General features: G+C 37.3%; 17 protein-coding genes, 2 pseudogenes and 1 riboswitch. Of the genes and pseudogenes, 4 read left to right on the forward strand and 15 right to left on the reverse strand.

Features of this window, described 5'->3' with window-relative positions:
• Positions 1-3 precede the first annotated feature (3 nt).
• On the reverse strand, positions 4-744 hold the full coding sequence (locus tag C6P39_RS06970) for a hypothetical protein (protein ID WP_104803266.1): 741 nt from the start codon (positions 742-744) through the stop codon (positions 4-6).
• A 381-nt stretch (positions 745-1,125) separates the two neighbouring features.
• Here C6P39_RS06970 and C6P39_RS28435 point away from each other — a divergent pair.
• Positions 1,126-2,485, forward strand: a pseudogene (locus C6P39_RS28435) (IS110 family transposase).
• A gap of 16 nt (positions 2,486-2,501) precedes the next feature.
• On the opposite strand, the gene C6P39_RS06980 reads toward C6P39_RS28435, so the two are convergent.
• The 8 genes from C6P39_RS06980 to C6P39_RS07015 form a co-directional block, all read right to left on the reverse strand.
• Positions 2,502-4,802, reverse strand: coding sequence for a dynamin family protein (locus tag C6P39_RS06980; RefSeq protein WP_104803267.1), 2,301 nt, complete (start codon positions 4,800-4,802; stop codon positions 2,502-2,504).
• Between the two features lie 3 nt (positions 4,803-4,805).
• Positions 4,806-6,176 (reverse strand): dynamin family protein, encoded by a 1,371-nt coding sequence (locus C6P39_RS06985; protein ID WP_104803268.1) that lies wholly within the window; start codon positions 6,174-6,176, stop codon positions 4,806-4,808.
• A gap of 6 nt (positions 6,177-6,182) precedes the next feature.
• Positions 6,183-7,148 carry a helix-turn-helix transcriptional regulator gene (locus C6P39_RS06990; RefSeq protein ID WP_104803269.1) on the reverse strand — a complete coding sequence of 322 codons (966 nt, stop codon included), beginning with the start codon at positions 7,146-7,148 and terminating at the stop codon, positions 6,183-6,185.
• 58 nt (positions 7,149-7,206) lie between these two features.
• Positions 7,207-7,419 (reverse strand): DNA-binding protein, encoded by a 213-nt coding sequence (locus C6P39_RS06995; protein ID WP_104803270.1) that lies wholly within the window; start codon positions 7,417-7,419, stop codon positions 7,207-7,209.
• 47 nt (positions 7,420-7,466) lie between these two features.
• Positions 7,467-7,542: riboswitch (cyclic di-GMP riboswitch) on the reverse strand.
• A gap of 440 nt (positions 7,543-7,982) precedes the next feature.
• Positions 7,983-8,597, reverse strand: coding sequence for a restriction endonuclease (locus C6P39_RS07000; protein ID WP_104803271.1), 615 nt, complete (start codon positions 8,595-8,597; stop codon positions 7,983-7,985).
• A gap of 24 nt (positions 8,598-8,621) precedes the next feature.
• Positions 8,622-9,191 carry a hypothetical protein gene (locus tag C6P39_RS07005; RefSeq protein ID WP_104803272.1) on the reverse strand — a complete coding sequence of 190 codons (570 nt, stop codon included), beginning with the start codon at positions 9,189-9,191 and terminating at the stop codon, positions 8,622-8,624.
• Positions 9,192-9,295: 104 nt separating this feature from the next.
• Positions 9,296-10,792: an RNA-directed DNA polymerase gene (locus C6P39_RS07010; protein ID WP_104803273.1), complete on the reverse strand. Its 1,497-nt coding sequence runs from the start codon at positions 10,790-10,792 to the stop codon at positions 9,296-9,298.
• Between the two features lie 49 nt (positions 10,793-10,841).
• On the reverse strand, positions 10,842-11,072 hold the full coding sequence (locus C6P39_RS07015; RefSeq protein WP_104803274.1) for a helix-turn-helix domain-containing protein: 231 nt from the start codon (positions 11,070-11,072) through the stop codon (positions 10,842-10,844).
• A 112-nt stretch (positions 11,073-11,184) separates the two neighbouring features.
• Between C6P39_RS07015 and C6P39_RS07020 the strand changes: the two genes are divergently transcribed.
• Positions 11,185-11,472 (forward strand): DUF6809 family protein, encoded by a 288-nt coding sequence (locus C6P39_RS07020; protein ID WP_104803275.1) that lies wholly within the window; start codon positions 11,185-11,187, stop codon positions 11,470-11,472.
• 51 nt (positions 11,473-11,523) lie between these two features.
• On the opposite strand, the gene C6P39_RS07030 is transcribed toward C6P39_RS07020, so the two are convergent.
• From C6P39_RS07030 to C6P39_RS07055, 6 genes and pseudogenes are all read right to left on the reverse strand, one after another.
• A complete protein-coding gene (locus C6P39_RS07030) occupies positions 11,524-13,245 on the reverse strand; it encodes a MobA/MobL family protein (RefSeq protein ID WP_242986973.1) in 1,722 nt (573 codons plus the stop codon).
• Positions 13,246-13,405: 160 nt separating this feature from the next.
• Positions 13,406-13,958, reverse strand: a pseudogene (locus C6P39_RS07035) (AAA family ATPase); the annotation flags it as partial.
• A gap of 111 nt (positions 13,959-14,069) precedes the next feature.
• A complete protein-coding gene (locus C6P39_RS07040) occupies positions 14,070-15,419 on the reverse strand; it encodes an ISNCY family transposase (protein WP_104803276.1) in 1,350 nt (449 codons plus the stop codon).
• A 177-nt stretch (positions 15,420-15,596) separates the two neighbouring features.
• On the reverse strand, positions 15,597-15,959 hold the full coding sequence (locus C6P39_RS07045; protein ID WP_104803277.1) for a plasmid mobilization protein: 363 nt from the start codon (positions 15,957-15,959) through the stop codon (positions 15,597-15,599).
• Between the two features lie 2 nt (positions 15,960-15,961).
• A complete protein-coding gene (locus C6P39_RS07050; protein ID WP_104803278.1) occupies positions 15,962-17,041 on the reverse strand; it encodes a site-specific integrase in 1,080 nt (359 codons plus the stop codon).
• A gap of 14 nt (positions 17,042-17,055) precedes the next feature.
• The gene (locus C6P39_RS07055; RefSeq protein ID WP_104803279.1) at positions 17,056-17,244 is read right to left on the reverse strand and encodes a MerR family transcriptional regulator; all 189 of its coding nucleotides are present in this window, start codon (positions 17,242-17,244) and stop codon (positions 17,056-17,058) included.
• 341 nt (positions 17,245-17,585) lie between these two features.
• On the opposite strand from C6P39_RS07055, the gene C6P39_RS07060 reads away from it, so the two are divergent.
• Entirely contained in the window at positions 17,586-18,152 is a 567-nt protein-coding gene (locus tag C6P39_RS07060) for a helix-turn-helix domain-containing protein (RefSeq protein ID WP_104803280.1), read from the forward strand.
• The gene (locus C6P39_RS07065) at positions 18,142-19,161 is read left to right on the forward strand and encodes a hypothetical protein (RefSeq protein ID WP_104803281.1); all 1,020 of its coding nucleotides are present in this window, start codon (positions 18,142-18,144) and stop codon (positions 19,159-19,161) included. The genes C6P39_RS07060 and C6P39_RS07065 overlap by 11 nt, the downstream gene beginning before the upstream one ends.
• The last annotated feature ends 43 nt before the right edge of the window (positions 19,162-19,204 follow it).

Genomic DNA, 19,204 nt, shown 5'->3' on the forward strand with positions numbered 1-19,204 from the left:
AAATCACCTCCGATTCTTTACTTTTACGCCAACACCTGCACCAGCAACAACAACACCAGTACCGACAACAATAGGTTCGACCGTTGCAAGCCCGACTGCGGCAATAGCAACACCGCCCACAATAAGGGCAGTTCCTAATATGTCAGGTTCAGATGATGATTTCTCACCATTCTCATTGGAAGAAACCGGTGTTTCACTTACTATCCATGAACCTGTTTTCTTTGAACCATTTGTCGATTTGCGTGATTTTGAGTAGCTTCTATTCGCTCCGTTACTTGATGGCGTGCTATTTGGGACAACCGGTGTTTCAGATACAATGTTTCTTCCTGTTCTTGAGTTAGTGCGAGAAGTAAAAGATGTATCTTTACCAGTATTTCCTTTGACCGGAGAATCTGTCCACCTTTGATTTGAGAAGCTACTATCAGATTCATTGGCTTTACTTTTATCTGTATTATGCGGTAAAACTGTCGTAATAACTTTTTTCAAATGCTCTATTCTTTCTGCTGAAAAGTTCATCATCAGTGCAACCTTTTGTTGATTTAAGTAATCAATACCCCAAGGTTCCGCAGAGAATGGTGGCTCATTGTTAAAAGGCTCGATAATTTTCAATGAATCTGCTGCATATGAGAGAGCTTCATCGAATTTTCTGAATGTGCGATCAATAATGAGATAATCAATCAATGCACTTCGTACTGTATCTAAGTCACCGGATGAAACATTTTGTCTAAATTCCTCTGAAACCATATCTCCACCTCCTAGTATAATAATGGTGTAGTCAATAAGGACTACAAATTAATAGTTACAATATCTGTTTGAATAGATAACTGAAGGAGAGGTTCTCCCTCCATCAGAGGTTATGTTAATGGCTACTTATATTATTTATCATGTCTGAGGTTTCCATAATGCGCCAGGCAGAACATTAAGGTATAATTATCGAGACAGGGCTATTGACGACACCTCCTTGGGAACCAGCCCCGGCTGGTCAAACCTCTTACAAAGTCTGTCAGTCCATTCGGTGGTGATTTATGTTTTGGCTGGTTGGGAAGCCTCAGGCCATACCTGTATAAGCCGCTAGGTTGTGTATCCACCTTTTGGAAATGGATGCCTGCCAGAAAGGATAAAACTATGCATTATCAAAAAGTACTTAAAATGCTTGACGGCATCCCCTATCTCTCTGTCGGGCTTGATGTCGGCGCCGATTTCTCCTGGATGTCCATCATGCTCCCAAACGGCACCCTTACCGGAAAGCCTTTTAAGATCCTGCATTCCGCCCCCTCTTCAAGGGAGCTTGCCGTCACAAAAATAAAGGAAGCACAAGAGACGTATTCCCTCGAAAGCCGCTGCTTCCTCGAGTCCACCGGGATATACCACATCCCGCTCCTGTACTTCCTTCGTGATAAGGTGTTTGACTGCTCGGTCATTAATCCTATCATCACTAAGAATAGCACAAATATGAACATAAGGAAACTACATAATGACAAATTTGATTGAAAAAAAGCTGCTAAAGTCGGCCTGGACGCTTCCCTGAAAACTTCCATCATCCCAGATGATGGGATCGTCGACCTGCGGAACCTTGCCCGCGACTACTATTATTTTAAAGACCTGCAGTCCTCTGTGGTCCTTAAGCTGGATGCCGAGCTTAAAGTGTCTTTTCCGGCTTATCTGCATGTCTTCAGCAAGATCACTACAAAGACTTCACTGAAGCTGCTTGCCGAATACCCTCTCGCCACTGATATGCTTGCTGCTCCGAAGGATAAGATTGTATCTGTTATCAAAAGCACGGCCCGCTTTGGGGAAAAGTATGCCCTTGTCAAATATGATGCCCTATGCGCGGCGGCCAGGGATGCCGCTGTATTTGGACGCGCACTCCCAAGCAACGCCGTCCGGATCAGGATGTACATAGAAACCTACCTAGCGTACCAGAAACACCTGGATTCCTTGCTGGATGAGCTCCACAAAGCTGTGGATAAGTTCCAGGGCAAGCCTATTTATGACCAGATCACCCTCCTGCAGTCCATGCACGGTATCGGCTTCCGCAGCGCTGTTGTCCTGATTGCAGAAATGGGCTCTTTTGACCTGTTTACTCGCCGAAGAAACTGTATGCCTACTTTGGTTTAGATCCCGCTGTGAAGCAGATGGTTGCCCTAAACAACTTAAAGGTGGATAAAGGGACGGAGTCACCTGTTAACCCCGTTATATACGACTACTATGCCGGTAAATGTGCCGGAAAGAAAAAGAACGTTGCCGTTGGTGCAGTCATGCAAAAATTTGTAACATTATTTTTGCTATGCTCCGGGATAACAAACCATTTGAAATAATCAGCCCCCAGGAGCATTGCAGCCGCTATGCGGCAGAACACCCGTTTCCGCCTAAAAAGCAGCCTGATAGAATTAAAAAGTTTTTAATTTCCCATATCAATGGGTTTATTAAAGTTACCCTTTTAGAAATGAAAAAATATTTTATCTTTTTTCAAATCACCTCTTGACATTTCTTAGCTGGACTTATATTTCTAAGATAGCTGCAAGTTCTGCTTTTACTTCTTCGAGTTGCTTTAAAAGAGTGTTTGCATTTTTCAAAGCTTCTTCTGAAGCCTTCTTTGAAGTAGTCGCTTCTCTTAGTTCATTAGCTTTCTGTGTCAGGATAGCGTCAACTTCATCAAATTGCTCGTAAAAATACTCTTTAATGTTAGTTGTTTCCTCTTTGGCGAAGTCCAAGATTCGTGTTCTTTCTGTTTTTAAAGACTTACGAATAGGAGCAACAAGTTGATTTACCAGCTTCTCTCTGCTGACAAACTTGATTTCCTCTTTTACATCAACTTGATATGATTCCTCTACGTCGTAATAATCACCCTTGAAAAGACGCATTGGATTAAACCATTTTCGTTGTTTGGATACAGTTCTTGTCCTCGTTTCTTTATGATGTTCAATTCTTGAATCTATTGAACCGTCAATTATCGAATCTGCATTAAGTGTTGCTAATTTGTTTTGAACAAATGATGCTAAATCAATGCTTAATCCATTTCCACTAAATTCCTCGCTAAGTGCAGCTAATTTCTTGATATATTCATTAAGTAATTGCTGGCTTTTTGCCTGAATATCTTCATGCAACAGCCGGTCAACGGCGACTTGAAACTCGTTTTGCTTAGTTAGAGTCAGTTTTGTAAATTTTCTAATATAATCCATAGCTTCGTCTTCTTCCATTTCAGAAGGACATTGGCTAAAAAATTGCGTTAAAGACGAATCCACATCAGAAATTAAAGAATCGACATTTCCTGTAAGTTTCGTTGTTATTTCAAGAGCAGATATTTTCTTCTTGAACGCTTCATTTTCTGACTTGCTGCTAAGTTTTTGGGTCAACTTACTTATCTTTGCTTCCAATTCTTTCTGTTCGGATTGACGAGAAGCGATTTCTTTTTTTGTAGTTTCAAAGGCTTCTGCACTATCTAAGCCGTGTTTGAAAGTGTTTACCACATTCGTTATTTTTGCTGGGCGGCAATACTTTGTAACATACATACGAATAGTTTCTTCAATTCCACGAATGCCACTGTGAATCAGAGCTTGTCCCAATATATCATTGTTTTGGATTGCAGTTGCCAGCTCATCATCAATCTTTGTTTGACAGCTACGAACCAAATGAGGATATGTTTCCAAGTGTAACTGTTCCTGGTCGATAAGCTTTTGAGCTAAAGGTTTGATTTTTTCCAAGAGCATTTCTTTCTCAACATCATCATAGGTATTTAAGTATCTACGAATTAAGAGTGCAGGCTCAGCAGCAGCGGGGAAGATGTTTGGATTTTCAATCCCCATATCCTCAAGATATTTAATAGTATCTGGGATTGTTTCATTGGCGATGTCGTCATCTTCTTCTTCGTATGCGTCCAACTTGTTGATGACAAACATAAATCGTTCTCTCGATTGCTTACCGCCGACACTCATGCTTTTTGCAATTCGTTTAAGAAAAGCGTCCTGTGCGTCATCATGAAGCTTACCACCGTTCATTACAAAAAGAACCAACATTTTTGAAGATTGGTCAAGAGCTTTTGCGGTAACGAGCCCGTGTTTTTTATCACGAGCGTTATCCGGACCAGGAGTGTCTATCAACACTAAAGACACTTCTTCAGATGTAACGAATGGAATATTGCCACTTACCTGTACTTCGCTTACTTCCGGATTTCTGTTTAATGCCATCATGGTTTTATAATCTAAAACAGAGTAGTGTTCTATCTCGGTTTTATTTGCGTCAACAGCGGTAGCTTTAAAAGTGTCGTCGTCATCATCTTGAATTTTAGTGATGGTAGCAGTACAAGCCCCCTGTTTAGACGGCATTAGCTTTTTACCCAAGAGTGCATTGATTAGAGTGGATTTTCCCGCACTCATAGTTGCAACAACATTTACTTCCAAAAGTTCATTAAATGCTAATTCAAAAGCATTAGATACTGCGGGAGATTGCAGCTCCTCAAACGGAAGTTTACGCACTCGCTCAAATAAGTCACGAATGTCCTTTTCTTTATCTCCAAATTCCTTTGCAGCCATCTTCTTTGCTCTGAAGTGAATGTCGCTTTTTTCAGCGACTTTAATTGCCGCTAATAAGTCTTGGTAATCAAGTTCTGTACCAAAGAACGTAAGGTCAAATTCATCATCATTGTATTCCTCAGCGAGCAAAGAAGGAACCTGATCTACCCACAACTGGAATCTTTGATTTAAGAATTGATTTAGTTTGCTGTTTTGTTTTGGTTCTTCTCCATTAACAGTGATGGTTGAAACAACCTTATATGGATTATATTTGATAATAACATCTAACATTTTTTACCCCTCCTTAGTTAAGCTCAAAAGTAGTGTTTCAAAACCAGGTAAACCGGTGTTGATATATGCCGACCATATTTTTTCAAAATCAGACGATAACCAATTTGTATCATTCTTTGAAAGAATTTTTGTGACCGGCGGATATAAAACTCCTAATTCCAATTCCGTGTTCTGGAACATATCAACATATGTGCTACAAGCTTTTTTATCATTATCTGATAGAGCAGAACCATATAGAGCTTGCTTTATCAGCATACCCGCTTTTGCAGACATAGGACAAACAATAGGTTCTTCATATCCAATATCAGATAAGTGTTCGCTGATGTTTGCGACTATTTCGGAAACAGAATCATCTTCAAAATCACAGGAATCCATCATGTTTACGACAAACACTATTCTGTTATAATCGACTTTCTTTTTTATATATGACAAATGAATGTAATCATCTTCAGAACCGTAATTTTCAACTGGAATTACATATACCAATATATCTGTAGCACCACTGGATAATTCTTCACGAGTTATTTTCTTGTGTTTCGGATTCTGAGAAGAATTTACACCTGGTGTATCAATCAATGTAATGTGACAACACGAAAGGGGAGAGAAAAAGTAACTATTTATACTGCATGGTATCTCCTGACCTTTTGTATAATCTCGAACATTACTTTCGGATTGAAACAGCTTAACTTGGTCGTTGTAGAAGATATTACTGCCGATTCCACTTGTGGGACTTGTAATAAACTTCATTACGGTTGCTGTACACGCTGCCATTTTCGCATACGAAAGTTCTTTCCCTATGATTGCATTTATAAGTGTCGATTTACCAGCACTCATAGTAGCTGTAAAGGTAATATTTCTGTTGCGAGAGTTAATATATTCTTTTGCTCGTATCCATTCATTCACCATTTCATCAGTGATGAGCTTCTTACTTGCAAAATCCGAGTCACATAAATACATTTGCTCTTTCATGGAATTTATTGTATTGTGATAACGACTGTTAATAGTTGCTTTGAGTTCATCACATATTTTATTGCCCAGCTCCTCATTGTTGATTGCCAGAATGAATATACAGTCAAACAAAAACAAATATCTGTATGAAAACAATCTAAATGGAGTAAAGCGTGTTTTCATTATTCTGCCTGTTAATTTATTGATGTTGCCGTCTGGTGGTAATGAAGCAGAAAAGTCATTTGTTCCAAGTAAAGATAGAGAAAAGGTTTTAAGCCTATATTCAATAACTTGATTTCCTGGACAAAATTTATCAGCATAATATTTAAGCAATGCTATATATTTTATCTTTAAGTCAGTTTTTTCTGTTCTTAAAGGATGTTGTATTTTGGGATAGCAAATTGCATATCCATCAAGTACGTTCATATCTATTTATTTGCTCCTCTCAATGATTTCTATCATATCGCCCTGGCTACGCAACCACATATCAATACCTTTTCCAAAAACTTCTGCGGATAGAAGATATGTCCCGTTATCCTCCGATAAGATTGTTGCAGTAGGTAGTCTGTCAAGAATTGCGTCTACATCGTTGCCAGAGTATTTGAATTTTACTTTTTGTAATTTTCCTCCATACATGAATTGAACTCGTTTACGAAATTCCCCTTCCTCAAATCGACTACTATAAGGAATATGAAATTTCTCGCTTAGTATATTGAGCCTTTTTATACGGTCAATCCGGTATATAGTTGGGAAAGAGTCATTGATTACATCAAAATCTTTCCTTGCGTCGTCATCGTCATCAATGAAAGCTGTTAAGTAAAAATAATATTCTGAAAACATGATTGCGACAGGTTTCACTTTTCTGTTGACAAGTGATTTATCTTTTGTTCGCAGATAGTCAATTTCGATATAATTACAATTACGAATAGCTTGTCCTGCATCCCACATCAAGTCTAAAAAATCAGACTTATGCTTTGGTTCAACATAATGAAATGATTCATTGTTAATGAGATCCGTAACCAATTTCTTATTGGCCTCTGGAACGCAACAGGATATAAGTTTGCTTAGCATATCAGACATTTCTTTTTTGGTAAATGCACGACTATCAAGCAAAATTTTGCATAACGCTAAAACTTCGCTGTTGGAAAATTTCATCTTATAAATCTGTTCAAGTCGATAACCTTTCCCTATACGGTCATAAATAACGGAATTGATACATCCGATTCTCTCGGAATCTGCTTCAAGATAATTTCTGATGTCATCAATATCACGCTGAATGCTTCTTTCGTTTACGCCGTAGTTTGCACTTTCTTCTGATTTGTTAATCAGATACCCATTCAAAAGTTTGGTGTATATACCAAGGACTCTTTCAATTTTATCTCTTTTAATCGTTTCCATAGACACCTCCAGTTCATAATTCTATTATACATTCTCACAATGACAGGATGTGTCTATCTCATGAATTAGTATCTTTGTTTCTCCAGTTTTTGTATTTGCCTGTTGTTATTCTTTTATCTTCAGGCTTTTTTGCGTCTATGGGTATTGCCCAATCACGACCAAATTTTACAGCACCAGAAATCTTTCCTTCTGAGCAAAGAACTTGAACTCGCCTTGGTGTTATACCCCATTTTTCTGCAATGACTTTAATTGTGGTATAACCTTCAATCATTTTTCGCTCCTTAATAAAAAAAAGCATTGCCAGCGGCAATGCTATCAACGTGTAACTGACTGCCATTTTTCAGGCCCTTTAGTTTTGCGTCATAGACTTTCGCATACTTTGCCTCTTAGCTATATCATATTCTTCTAAACGTATTTTGTCAATATTTTTGGTAGTTCCGCTTTTATATTTCGTCTGTTTCAAATATTTTTTGTGTATTATGATGTATTTTCCAAATTCATAGTTTTCATCTCATCTTCTACTTAATCAAAATAGAAACCTTCATTTTCTCTCTCTTAACTTTACTGACATTTTGCTGACATCAAAACTGGGAAGTCGCTTATTTAGCGGCTTCCCAGTATTTTCACCCTATTCAAACCCCCTACGAGTTTAACATTAATGTTAAATATTCGATTGTTTTTCATTGATTTTGGTGCTTATATTAAAAAATTATCTAGCTTATTCATTGTTTTACCGCCAAAAGGTATCATATAGGTATCACAAATCCCTTTAGCTGACGACCATATTTACATGGTGCTAGCACCATGTCTTTTTAATTGACAACAACTGGCTATTTAAGCGTCTTCTTTTTTTAACAATTTCATGACTGTTTTTCTTACTGATTGTATCATACTTTCTGTTGGATATACCTGATCATAGGGATAATCATCTTTCACGCTCCACAATAACGAAATATACTCTGGTAATCTACTCTGCATCTCATGTTGCATTTGAATTATTAGCGGATCTAGTCTAGTTGCTGAGTTCGTTATATACTGAATACCCGCGTGCACAATTTGTATTAATGTAATTCCATGCTTTTCAGCATACATTGTAGCTCCCGATTGAAACCCCGATGTTGATATAAGAATACCTTTATTTGCCCCTATGCTTGTAACTTTTGCATATAATGCCGCGACTTTTTCTCTCTCCACTGGACGCTTATATCTTTTACATTCAACAATAACTTTAAACTTCGCCCCCATTGCACTGAATTCACTGTATAAATCTATCTGATATGTACCATCATCAGCTTCTATTTTCTTGTCATGTGTAATCAGAAATCCTTGTAACTGTTCTTTTTCAGCATAGGCCGCAAGTGTATCTCTACATATCAATTCAAACTGAGATGGCGTTATATCTACTGCCATCTTTCTATATGGGTTTGTATCTAAATCCATATTATTCATATTTCGCCTTTCCGTCTTTATTAATTATTTCTCATTATAGTTTGTTAGAATCTCTTTATATCGTTCACCTTGATTTCCTAGTAAAATATCATTTATTACAAACAAAACAATTGCCTGTCCCCCAACAACTTCATCAGGATCATAGTCTTTTGGTATATCTTCTGCACTTATTGAAATCTCAATTTCATTAATCCACCATTTATCTAATTTTCTGTAAAGTGATAGTAAACTACCAAATAGTTCTATGTCTATTTCATTAAACCCATCCCCTGAATTTTTTAGCAGCTCATGTATTATATCATTTCTCCGCGTTCTTATAGTTTGATATAATTCATAATCAGCTTCTGTAATAGCGCCTGAATCTATAAACCATTTCATAGATGCATCATCTATATATCGAGAAAGGGCTCTAACAACCTCTTTGTACTTCTTCGTCTCCTTATGTATCCATTTTCCGTCTTCTATTATATTATCTGAATAAAAATCCCTAATTTTATTAACAACAAAATCTTTAAGACATTCAAAATTCAAAACAAATAACGATGCAAACTTTACATTTAACTCCAGATTATCTTCATCAAAAATATTGTTCATCCAATCCTTAAAAGCATCTCATTCTCCCTCATCATTTTGTATGAAGTTGTGATTATAATTTTATAATACATTACCATATTAGATAAAATTTAACTATAAATAATTTACCACTTATTTTTAATGAAAGATACCCCTGCTTTTTTTAAGGGCTTCCAGTCGTCTTTCAAATTACTCATTGGCAAAACCTCATATACAAACAACCAATACTGATTGAAATCATCTATATCTTTAGATAATTGTTTTGCATGATTCTTTAACTCTTTATGCGCTACTTTATCACCTACATATTCGAAGTACTTAGAACCTAATAACATTAATACACAATCCTTACTGTTTATTATATCTGTATATTTTACTCCTGATAATGTGAAGCTATATTTAATAGCAAAATACAAGGCATAGCTTCCAACTTCAAATGTTCTGCAATTAATACACATATCATAAAGTTTATTTGAAATTTGTTCAATATCCATTACAGGTGTATTACAAAAGGAAAAAACACACTCTTCCAACAACGGAATTAAATAAGGATATATTAAACATAGATGAAATGCTGTTTTTTGCAGATATTTTTTTGCATTATAAGTCAACTCTTTGCCTTTAAGCACCTGCATAGCATAGTTTAGGACTGATGAGTTTTCACCCTCATTTTTTGATATTTCAATTGCGAAGTCTAAATATGCACGGCAATTTTTATAATCTACTTTACCATAACTGGTTAAAACTGAAATAGAGTTAATCTTTCTAACCCAATGTTCTGTTGCGTCTAACGGAAGCTCTCTTACTTTTGTCTTCTTGTGATTAAGGGATAGATCATATTCTCTTAATTCTGTTTGTAAATCAATTAAAAACTGACGTGCATCTTGTTCACTTCTAACATAACAAGTATAATCATCAATGTTCCTGATATACTTCCACCCCTTGTCAACTAATCTATTATCAATAGCCGATAAAACAATCTCTGATATTAAGTTAGAGGCATGTGGCCCAATTAAAATACCATGCGTTTCTCCATATTTAGTATTTTGAATATAGCGATCAAGATCATTAAACCAACCTGATCTTCTTGATTTTTTAGCTGAACTTTTGCCTACCAAAGCCCAAGGTATAGAGTGGGTATATATACTAGGAAAGCATTTAGATATGTCAGCACATACCATGTAGTAATTACCTATTAGCAAATCTTCCTCTGGTCCGGGGTCTAATCTCCAATTAGAATAATTCATTTCAAAGATATGCTTCTTATCCTTCAAATTTCTAATGTGGATTCTACTTACTTTGTGACTTTGATTAATCGTCATATTATTAAAATATTCTTGAAGTTCCCTCCAGTTATCCTTTAAACATTTGCAAAGTCTTTGATACGACATTGGCGTCGGTATGCCTAACGGCCTAGGAATATTTATATTTCTCATATTTTCATAGTATACAAATTGACTTGGCTTATCAGCAAACGGCAAACCACTACACTGACAATATTCATAAAATTGTTTTGACGTTAGAAATGGTGGTAGCTTTTCTGAAAACATTCCATAAGCTAATAACGATTCGTACAATTTATCTGCTGTAATTTCATACATGAAATCTTTATACATCTTCATCTCTTATCCTCTGTATTAGCATAGTTTAATAAATTAGTTTTTAAAAAAATTAATCATTAAAGAACATATCATAATCAACATCAAAAAACTTCTTTAAAAGCTTCAAATCACTAGCCTTAATATTCCTCCGACCAGCTTCGATATTAGCCAATGTACTTCTGGACATTTTACTGCCTTTTAGCTGTAACTCGGCAACTACTTTCTCCTGCGTATAGCCCTTTGCCATCCTAACCGCCTGAATGTTCCTACCAATTGGTATATCATGTAATATATACTGCATGTTCATCCCTCCCATACGTTTGTTACCAATTAGTAACTTTTGTATTGATTATAGTTGAATTACATGATATAATTGTCACCATCTAGAAACATTCGTATTTCAAGGAGGCTATATGGAAAAGATTTTGGAACAGCTTTACAAAGGGGAACTCTACCTCTATTCAACCTTTCAAACAACCATTGAAGATTTCAAAATGAATCGTGACAAGGCTTTTGTGTCTTACTCATCTTTTCTGGAAAAACTACCAGATAACTTTAAAGAAGAATTTGTACAGTTAATTGATACTCATCTTGATCTGCTCCCTTATGAACTAGAACAGAACTTCATTGAGGGCTTTCGTATCGGCGCTCGCATGATGACAGAGGTATTCCAATCTCCGATTTCCGAAGAACCGGCGTAACTTAAAAAAGACAACCACAAGGTACATACCTGTGATTGTCTTTTTTCGTTACTATCTTTTAAATAATTCCTGCTCTGCCTGCCAATGCTTATGCTTTAACTCTTGCTGCTCTTCATATATTTTGTTTCGCTCATTACATATCACTTTTCCTCGCTCCAATGCGTCCTTAATATTTTTTCTCCTGTCATTTTCGCCTTTACTATATTCTCCCATCAAGCCACGGATTTTATTATTGTTCTCTTTAATGGCATGTTGAGTTAACACCCAGTCCACCAAGAGCTCAACTTCTTTATCCTCGCCAAAATCAGCATATTGCATAAGTTTATTACATAACATAACCATCACTTTCTTTTCTGTATCTGTCACTACTACCTCGCCCCTCGTGTAATTCCTCTGTTTTTTAATACCTCTATTTATGTGCTGGCTTTCCGCTTTCATCTTCTGAAGTTTTTCATGTATGCTCTCTTTATCTGGCTCCTTTTCGTCACCATGCTTTTGATAGCGTTCTAATGCTGCTTTGTAGCGTTTCACCTCATTTTCCATCTTGCTATAAATTCTCATGAAGTCCTGAACGTCAGAAAATCCAGCTCCCCTAACGATGATTGATAGAGATTGATTGATATTTACTAACCGCTCCTTTGTCTCAGAAATCTTATTTTGAATATTTTTACGCTCTTTTCCCTTAAAGAAACCTTTTGCATTTTTAAGCTGATATTCTAAGTCGGGCAATATCCGATTCTCAATTTGTTTGATTGAACTTGCTCTTTCCCTTAACTGGCTCATAATGTGCTGCATACTCCTGAACTCTGCCAGGTCAACGGATAAAACAGGTTTCGGCGGTGCCGTCCATCTATCAATCAGCGTTTTTATTTGTAATATAGCCATATCTACAATTCTCCGAAACAAGCCCGGTCTATTGCCATACTGTTTAATCGAATCTTTAACCTTTAGCGTTATTTCCATTTCTTTTACCTTACCTATTTCCGTTTCCGCTACTCCAGCTATTAAAGCTCGATCTACTGAGTGATTCCATTCCTGCCTTGTCTCATTATCCGCTGCTATTTCTGCTTTTCTCGGATTATTCTTGCCAATCTTTTTAGTCGGAAGGTAAAGACCACCGCTGCGAAAGACCGGTAGTTTCTTCGCCGGATCATCTATACATTGATTAATCAATTCTGTATATATCCGCTTTTCCTCTCGTAAAAACCCTTTATCTTTAAAATAATCATTCTTGGCAGTAAATAACTGTTGCTCGTATACCTCTCCCTTCGGCACAATATAACACCCGGATTTTACTGCACCAGCTTCATCTAATATTTCTTTCTTCGTCCTGACACGCTTGCCAGATTCATTATAAAACATATTCCGAGATGCCCTCTTTATTTCTGGATTTTCTAACAACTGTCGTTCACTGAATATTAGATGAATATGATAATTGGTCATTTTCTTGTTATGATGCAAAGCTGCTACACACTCAACTTTATGCCTGCTCTTAAAATTATTTGTAAAACGTTTTAAAACCTCTTGTGGATCATATTCTAAATACTGCTCTGGTAACGCAATAATCAGCTCACGTGCTTCAATACATTTTCCTTTTGATCCACTTTTATGAAACTCCTGCTGGCTCTCATTAGCCAGTGCTTTCCAGAACACTGTAGTAGCAGTTTGATAAGTCGCATATAGATTCTCTTGTCGCTCATGACTTGAAATATAATCAATTCGCCCGGCTACATCTGACAGTTTTTGTATCTGAATAAATGAATGTCTTGCCATATACCACCTCCTATTTCTTAACTGACACTCTTTAAAATGTGAATGGTGCTATCAGGCACCGCTTATGAACCCATGTCCGTTATCGGACGACAAAGCTCCCGGCAGGGCGAAATATACCGAAGCATAAATCGAAGATTTGTGCGCTGGGTGTATTTCGCTCTGCCTTTAATCCTCCTGCTTTATTCATGTGACCAATCAAAACTATAGCACAGCCGGTACGATCCGCAAGCTGCCCCAGCTTCTTTGTCATATCCCTGGCTTCATTAGCCCGGTTCATATCAACACCGTTCCCCAAATATGCCTGTATTGGCTCAAGAATTAGAAGTTTAGCCCCCGTCTGTACAATTGCCTTTTCCAATCGTTCATCATCCATCGTGAGGGATTTCTCGCTATCATCAATCACCAATATTCTACTGCAATCAGCTCCTGCTTCTTCCAACCTTGGCTTTACCGTATCTGCCAATCCGTCCTCTGCGGTCTGATAAATAACAGATAGCGGGCTTCCTGTGGCACTTTCTTCATCAAAGTGATTCCCGTGCTGCCAGATTGAGTACCAGCGTTGTCTTGCCCTCGCCGGGATCGCCTTGTACAATCGTAATTTTTCCATAAGGTATATATGGATACCAAAGCCATTGTACTGCTTGACTTTGGATCGTATCCATACTTAGTATTTTGACAGGTTGATTAACCTGCTGCTTTATTATTTCTTCCATATCACTGCTCCTCTCCAACATTTTTCGTGTCAATAACTTTTGAAAATGTCACTTTTTATTGTTCAGTTTCACTTGAGAAAATGTCACTTCTGTAAAAGGGCTTTTGCCCTTTTACGAAGCAGACTGCTGTTTCTCAAAGAATAGTTCATATAAAAATTTTAGCGACAGGTTGTAATCTTCCATCCACCAGATGGCTTTCCATTCATCGCTGCTATGGCGTAGTTGTAAATGGGGTTCTACGGTTTTGACCACCTTTTTGGACACTTTTATGCTGGCATTCTTGTTTTGTGGCTTTAGATACCGTATGGTTTCGTATATGCGCCCTCCATAAGCAATGCGAATCCCATACCGGGGATTGAGGAGCACCTCGATCTCCCTTCTCGCATTAATAATCGGAAATCCTTCGTCTAAGATCTGGAAACATCGGTTTTTGAACGAAAAGGTTCCAGCTGCATCGGTCTTCCTTTTATGCTTCACACAGAGAATGGTATCAATATCCATTCCTTCTGCCAGAGGAACGAAGATAGATTCTGCTTCTGGCTCAACGGAAAACCTCTGATTGAACAGCTCTTTGTATTCTTCTTCCAAGAAGCGTTTGGCATCTGCTACGGTGGTGATTCCACGCTTAGCGAATTCGACGGGGAGACGGCTCTGTAAGGTTACCCATAAACGTTCAATGCGCCCCTTGGCCTGTGGCGTCTTCGCAAAAATCAGGTCTATTCCCAGTTCATGCATGGAACGTCCAAACTGGGTCAGGTGGACCGTCTTTCCGGCGATCAGTTCATCCATGGTGAGCTTTCCTGTTTTTGGGGAACGGAAAATGGTGTGGTTGTCTGAGTAAATGGTTTGAGGGACACCAAAGTCCACACAGCATTGGCGCATCGTCTCGAGGTAGCCATAAAGGCATTCGGTCTGTGTGCGGAAAAGAGCGACGCAATTGCCCGTGGCATCATCAATTGCCCCATGGAGGGCGTATTTCGTGTTTCCGCCAAACCATTCATAGGGAGTAGCATCTATCTGGATGAGCTGGCCGGGGTGTGGTTTTCGCGTCCGCCGGTGTGTCCGGTGACGGATTTTTTTCTTTTTGGGGCTTTCAAAACCTGCATTTTTTAGTATACTGGAAAGTGCAGAATAGGAAAGAGCGATTCCAAAATCTGCGAGCAGTATGTCTTTGAAATGGAGGAAGTTGGCCCTAGACAATTCCGGGCGGGAATAAATCTTAAGGACAGCTTCCTTCGTTTCATCTGTAACAGCGTGAGCAGGCTTTCTACCAGTATTTTTATGAATCAGTGATTCAGCGCCAGAAGTAAGGACCCCTTTCTTTAAACGTGTAATCTGGCGGGTAGAAAGGCCAAGAAGTGAAGCTGCCTGTTGTCTGGAAATAGACTTGTCGATGAAACGATTGATGACAGTAAATGTTTTTAGTTGTTCTTGTGACAATGTAATTTTACCTTCTTTCATAACTTTTATAGTTTATCAAAAAGAGACAAAATCTCAAGTGATTCTTAAGGAGACATTATCACAAGTTAATAACACTCTCCAACATTTTTCGTTGCTTTATATTAGAGCCTTTGATACACTATATTTGCGAGATAAGGTGACAAAGGCTCTTGCTTTTGTTATCTAAAATGCTTCGGATTAATCCTCCGGGGCATTTTCTTTCCAGAGGTATTTAGCACCGTCAAGCATCCATAGAATTGCTTTCAACATATCAATATATTGCTCTTTCACCTCTTGGATATCTTCTGGTAATCCATCAGAAACCCCGGTTATAATTTGCTGTTTCATTTCTTTTGAAGACCGTTGCATATCTGCCATTTTTTCCACTAATACATATACGGTTTCCTTCATCCCCACAACACAGACTTTGTTATAGATGCAAGAACGGACAAAGTAGTCTTTTTTCTGTAGTCCGCTTGCTAATATCTTCGCTTCAATTTCCTGCCGTTGTCTTGGTGAAATCCTAAAACTTATTGTCGGATATTTGTGTGTACCGCTCATAATTAAACGTCCTCCTTAAATTGCTCATTTAGCCTTGATGCCATCTGAATCTGCTCCGTTGGAAACATATGCGCATATCGGTAAGTGATATCAACACTTTCATGTCCCACCCGATTACCGATAGATACGGCTGAAAAACCCATGCTGATAAGCAGTGATACATGCGAATGCCTTAGATCATGAACTCTTATCCGCTGTATTCCCGCTGCTTGCGCCCCTCTGGTCATCTCATGATGCATATAACTCTTAGTCATATGAAATATCCGATCTGTTGGCATAATACCGTATAATCTACCTATATAATCCTGCAATTGCTCACATAGAAAATCCGGCATACTGACATTTCGTTTGCTCTTTGGTGTCTTTGGATCGGTAATGACGTCCTTCCCCTCAATTCTTTGATAGGATTTGTTTATCTTGATTACCTTGTTCTTAAAATCAATATCCTGCGGTGTCAGTGCTAACAGTTCACCTATCCTCAAACCACACCAATATGATATTTGAAAAGCATAATATGAATAAGGCTTATCGCTGATAACTTTGGCAAACTTTAAATACTCGTCTTTCATCCAGAATGACATTTCCTCTGCTTTGCCTTTTACTAATGGCCCGGCTTTTACTACTGGATTGCTCTTTAGTTCATAAAATCTTACTGCATGATTAAACAATGCACTCAACTCTGACTGTAATGTCTTTAAATACGTTGGAGCATACTTCTTTCCCTGCTTATTCTTACCTTCAAGCATTTTATTTTGCCAACGGATAATATCTCTTGGACGGATATCACACATTTTCTGATCTTTAAAGTATGGCAGTATCTTTGTCCTTACTATATGCGCTTTTGTCAGCCAGGTATTTCGTTTTAACTTCGGTTGCATATCCTCTGTATAGACCTCAAGAAATTCTGTAAAGGTCATATCCAGATTGGAACTGTCTTTCATCTTAAAATGGTTTTCCCATTCTACCGCTTCTCGTTTGGTTTTAAACCCACGCTTCACTTTCCTGCGATCCTTTCCAATCCAATCAGTATAGTGGAAAGATACATACCATGTTCCACGTGCTTCATCTTTGTATGCTGCCATAAACTCACCCTTTCTTAATTTGCTTTTTTCATGCCGTATATTTTCTCTTGAAAATAACTTCTGCTAACTCTGCCGGCAATTGTAATAAATCCCTGCTGATCCAGTTCTTCATTCATCTGCTTCACTAGCTTATATGCAAAAGGTTTTGATACACCTAGTTCTTCTGCTACTTCACTTGCTGTTACAAATAAACCTTTCCCCATCTACCTACCCCCTTTCGTCTTTATTAATATTGGCTTCCATTCATATCACACACTGCCAGCATTTCAACTGACCTCAATCACTTTTATGATTTGGGATTGCTCCTTTTCGAGATTCCCACCATTTGCAGGAGTGTCTATCTTCGCTCGTCCTATTAGAGTTATGACAAAGTCTGGTGATGTGTAATACAGCTCATTCGGTTTTAACATTTTTGTTAATGTTGATTTGAATTATGCATTAACTCATTTGTTAATGTCAAGTGTTTTATTCGCAAATTTGTTAAAGTTTTTATTTACTATATTTAAATCATGGTATATAATGGGTGAAAAGGCGGTGATAATATATGACTATTGGTGATAAGATCAAGCATATTCGTAACTTCCGTGGGCTTACTCAAAAGGAGTTAGGTTTAAAGATTGGATTGGATGCGAAGAGTGCTGATAATAGAATTGCTCAATATGAAACTAATTACAGAGTTCCTAAAAAGGACATGCTTGCGCATCTTGCAGATGCATTAGATGTGAATGTGATAAACTTTACTGGGTCAACTCCTGGTTGTGCGGAAGACATTATGTTTACGTTCTTCTGGATGGATGAAGAAAACCGGGGGATGATTAATCTTTTTCAGTTGGAGAGAAATCCCGGAAAGACCAATGCCTCTGATGATAGGGCTGTGCGCTATAACGATAATAATGATTGGCCTGCTCATGCACCTGTGGGGATATATTTTGACTATGGAATTGTTAATGATTTTATGAGAGAGTGGTTGAAGAGAAAAGAAGAATTGAAGGCTAAAGAAATTACCAATGATGAGTATTTAGAATGGAAATTAAATTGGCCAAGCACTTGTGATGATAACAAAGACCCAAAAAGATGGAAAAACCTAAGGAGTAGTTATAATGGATTATGAATACGAATTAAGCGAACAGCTTTTTCTAGATATTTGGTCAAATTATGATTGTCCCTCTGAAATATCTGATAAAAATCTTATAAATGAATTTCTATGTAAAATAGTAGCAAAAAGTAAAGGTAAGGTTATACTGGATCATTATTCTGGGATTAACTTTGATGATATAAAGGCTATTGAAACTGATAACCTTTTCACCAAAATTTTATGGATAGATATGAATGATACCCGAAAACGCTACCTAGATAAAACGATAAATGACGATGAATTTATGATTTGGCAAATATTTGGTTGTTATTCATATGAGTATGTTTATATGGATATTGCTAAAATAAAATTCGTACGTAACAAAGATCATTTATTTATGCTCCTGCAATCAACCCTGACGAATCCTCGTAAATTAGAAAAACAACTGCTTAAAAACAATACTCTTATAAGTAAAGAAATTAATACCGAAAAGCTATATACAGAATATATTTTCTTTGAGGGTGATGGAAAGGATTTAATAAAGCATAGTGGTATCGTTGGTAATCTTCCTTATTATTCCTGTATTATACAGCCCAAAGAGCATTGTACCCCCAGTTCAGTAGATGCTAAACTAATAATGTTGCGTGAAACCCTACTAGAAATAAAAGAACGTTTAGATAATACATATTCCAAGCTTATTAATGTTTCAGAAACTGATACGGATGAACTTTTTGCAAAAGGAAATACTATTAGACGGATTATGGAATTTTCTCTAAAACACTATTGTGTATGGAAAGAGATATCTATTGAAATCGAGCAAAAATATGGGCATATAAATCTGGGTGAGTTAAAGAAAAAGGTTAAGAATTTTTTTGAAATACCACAAAATATTATTGATACTGCCAATGAATTATCACATGATTCTGGTCAATCCTTCAGCAAAACAGATGTTTTAAATTTCTTTGAGTCAGTTAGTAATTTGGTTGAAAATATAACTTCAGAAATATCATCTGATCCTCATCGATTTAGCGAAGATCAAATATAGGTATCAAAAAGGTATCACACCAATCATAAAAGCCCCAGAAACG

The organism is Blautia marasmi, from assembly GCF_900258535.1.
Taxonomy (GTDB): domain Bacteria; phylum Bacillota; class Clostridia; order Lachnospirales; family Lachnospiraceae; genus Blautia; species Blautia hominis.

Excerpts from the sequence above, each read along its gene's own strand:
- C6P39_RS06970 (WP_104803266.1), bottom strand. The coding sequence starts at position 744 with ATGGTTTCAGAGGAATTTAGACAAAATGTTTCATCCGGTGACTTAGAT.
- C6P39_RS06980 (WP_104803267.1), bottom strand. The coding sequence starts at position 4,802 with ATGTTAGATGTTATTATCAAATATAATCCATATAAGGTTGTTTCAACC.
- C6P39_RS06985 (WP_104803268.1), bottom strand. The coding sequence starts at position 6,176 with ATGAACGTACTTGATGGATATGCAATTTGCTATCCCAAAATACAACAT.
- C6P39_RS06990 (WP_104803269.1), bottom strand. The coding sequence starts at position 7,148 with ATGGAAACGATTAAAAGAGATAAAATTGAAAGAGTCCTTGGTATATAC.
- C6P39_RS06995 (WP_104803270.1), bottom strand. The coding sequence starts at position 7,419 with ATGATTGAAGGTTATACCACAATTAAAGTCATTGCAGAAAAATGGGGT.
- C6P39_RS07000 (WP_104803271.1), bottom strand. The coding sequence starts at position 8,597 with ATGAATAATATGGATTTAGATACAAACCCATATAGAAAGATGGCAGTA.
- C6P39_RS07005 (WP_104803272.1), bottom strand. The coding sequence starts at position 9,191 with ATGAACAATATTTTTGATGAAGATAATCTGGAGTTAAATGTAAAGTTT.
- C6P39_RS07010 (WP_104803273.1), bottom strand. The coding sequence starts at position 10,792 with ATGAAGATGTATAAAGATTTCATGTATGAAATTACAGCAGATAAATTG.
- C6P39_RS07015 (WP_104803274.1), bottom strand. The coding sequence starts at position 11,072 with ATGCAGTATATATTACATGATATACCAATTGGTAGGAACATTCAGGCG.
- C6P39_RS07020 (WP_104803275.1), top strand. The coding sequence starts at position 11,185 with ATGGAAAAGATTTTGGAACAGCTTTACAAAGGGGAACTCTACCTCTAT.
- C6P39_RS07030 (WP_242986973.1), bottom strand. The coding sequence starts at position 13,245 with ATGGCAAGACATTCATTTATTCAGATACAAAAACTGTCAGATGTAGCC.
- C6P39_RS07040 (WP_104803276.1), bottom strand. The coding sequence starts at position 15,419 with ATGAAAGAAGGTAAAATTACATTGTCACAAGAACAACTAAAAACATTT.
- C6P39_RS07045 (WP_104803277.1), bottom strand. The coding sequence starts at position 15,959 with ATGAGCGGTACACACAAATATCCGACAATAAGTTTTAGGATTTCACCA.
- C6P39_RS07050 (WP_104803278.1), bottom strand. The coding sequence starts at position 17,041 with ATGGCAGCATACAAAGATGAAGCACGTGGAACATGGTATGTATCTTTC.
- C6P39_RS07055 (WP_104803279.1), bottom strand. The coding sequence starts at position 17,244 with ATGGGGAAAGGTTTATTTGTAACAGCAAGTGAAGTAGCAGAAGAACTA.
- C6P39_RS07060 (WP_104803280.1), top strand. The coding sequence starts at position 17,586 with ATGACTATTGGTGATAAGATCAAGCATATTCGTAACTTCCGTGGGCTT.
- C6P39_RS07065 (WP_104803281.1), top strand. The coding sequence starts at position 18,142 with ATGGATTATGAATACGAATTAAGCGAACAGCTTTTTCTAGATATTTGG.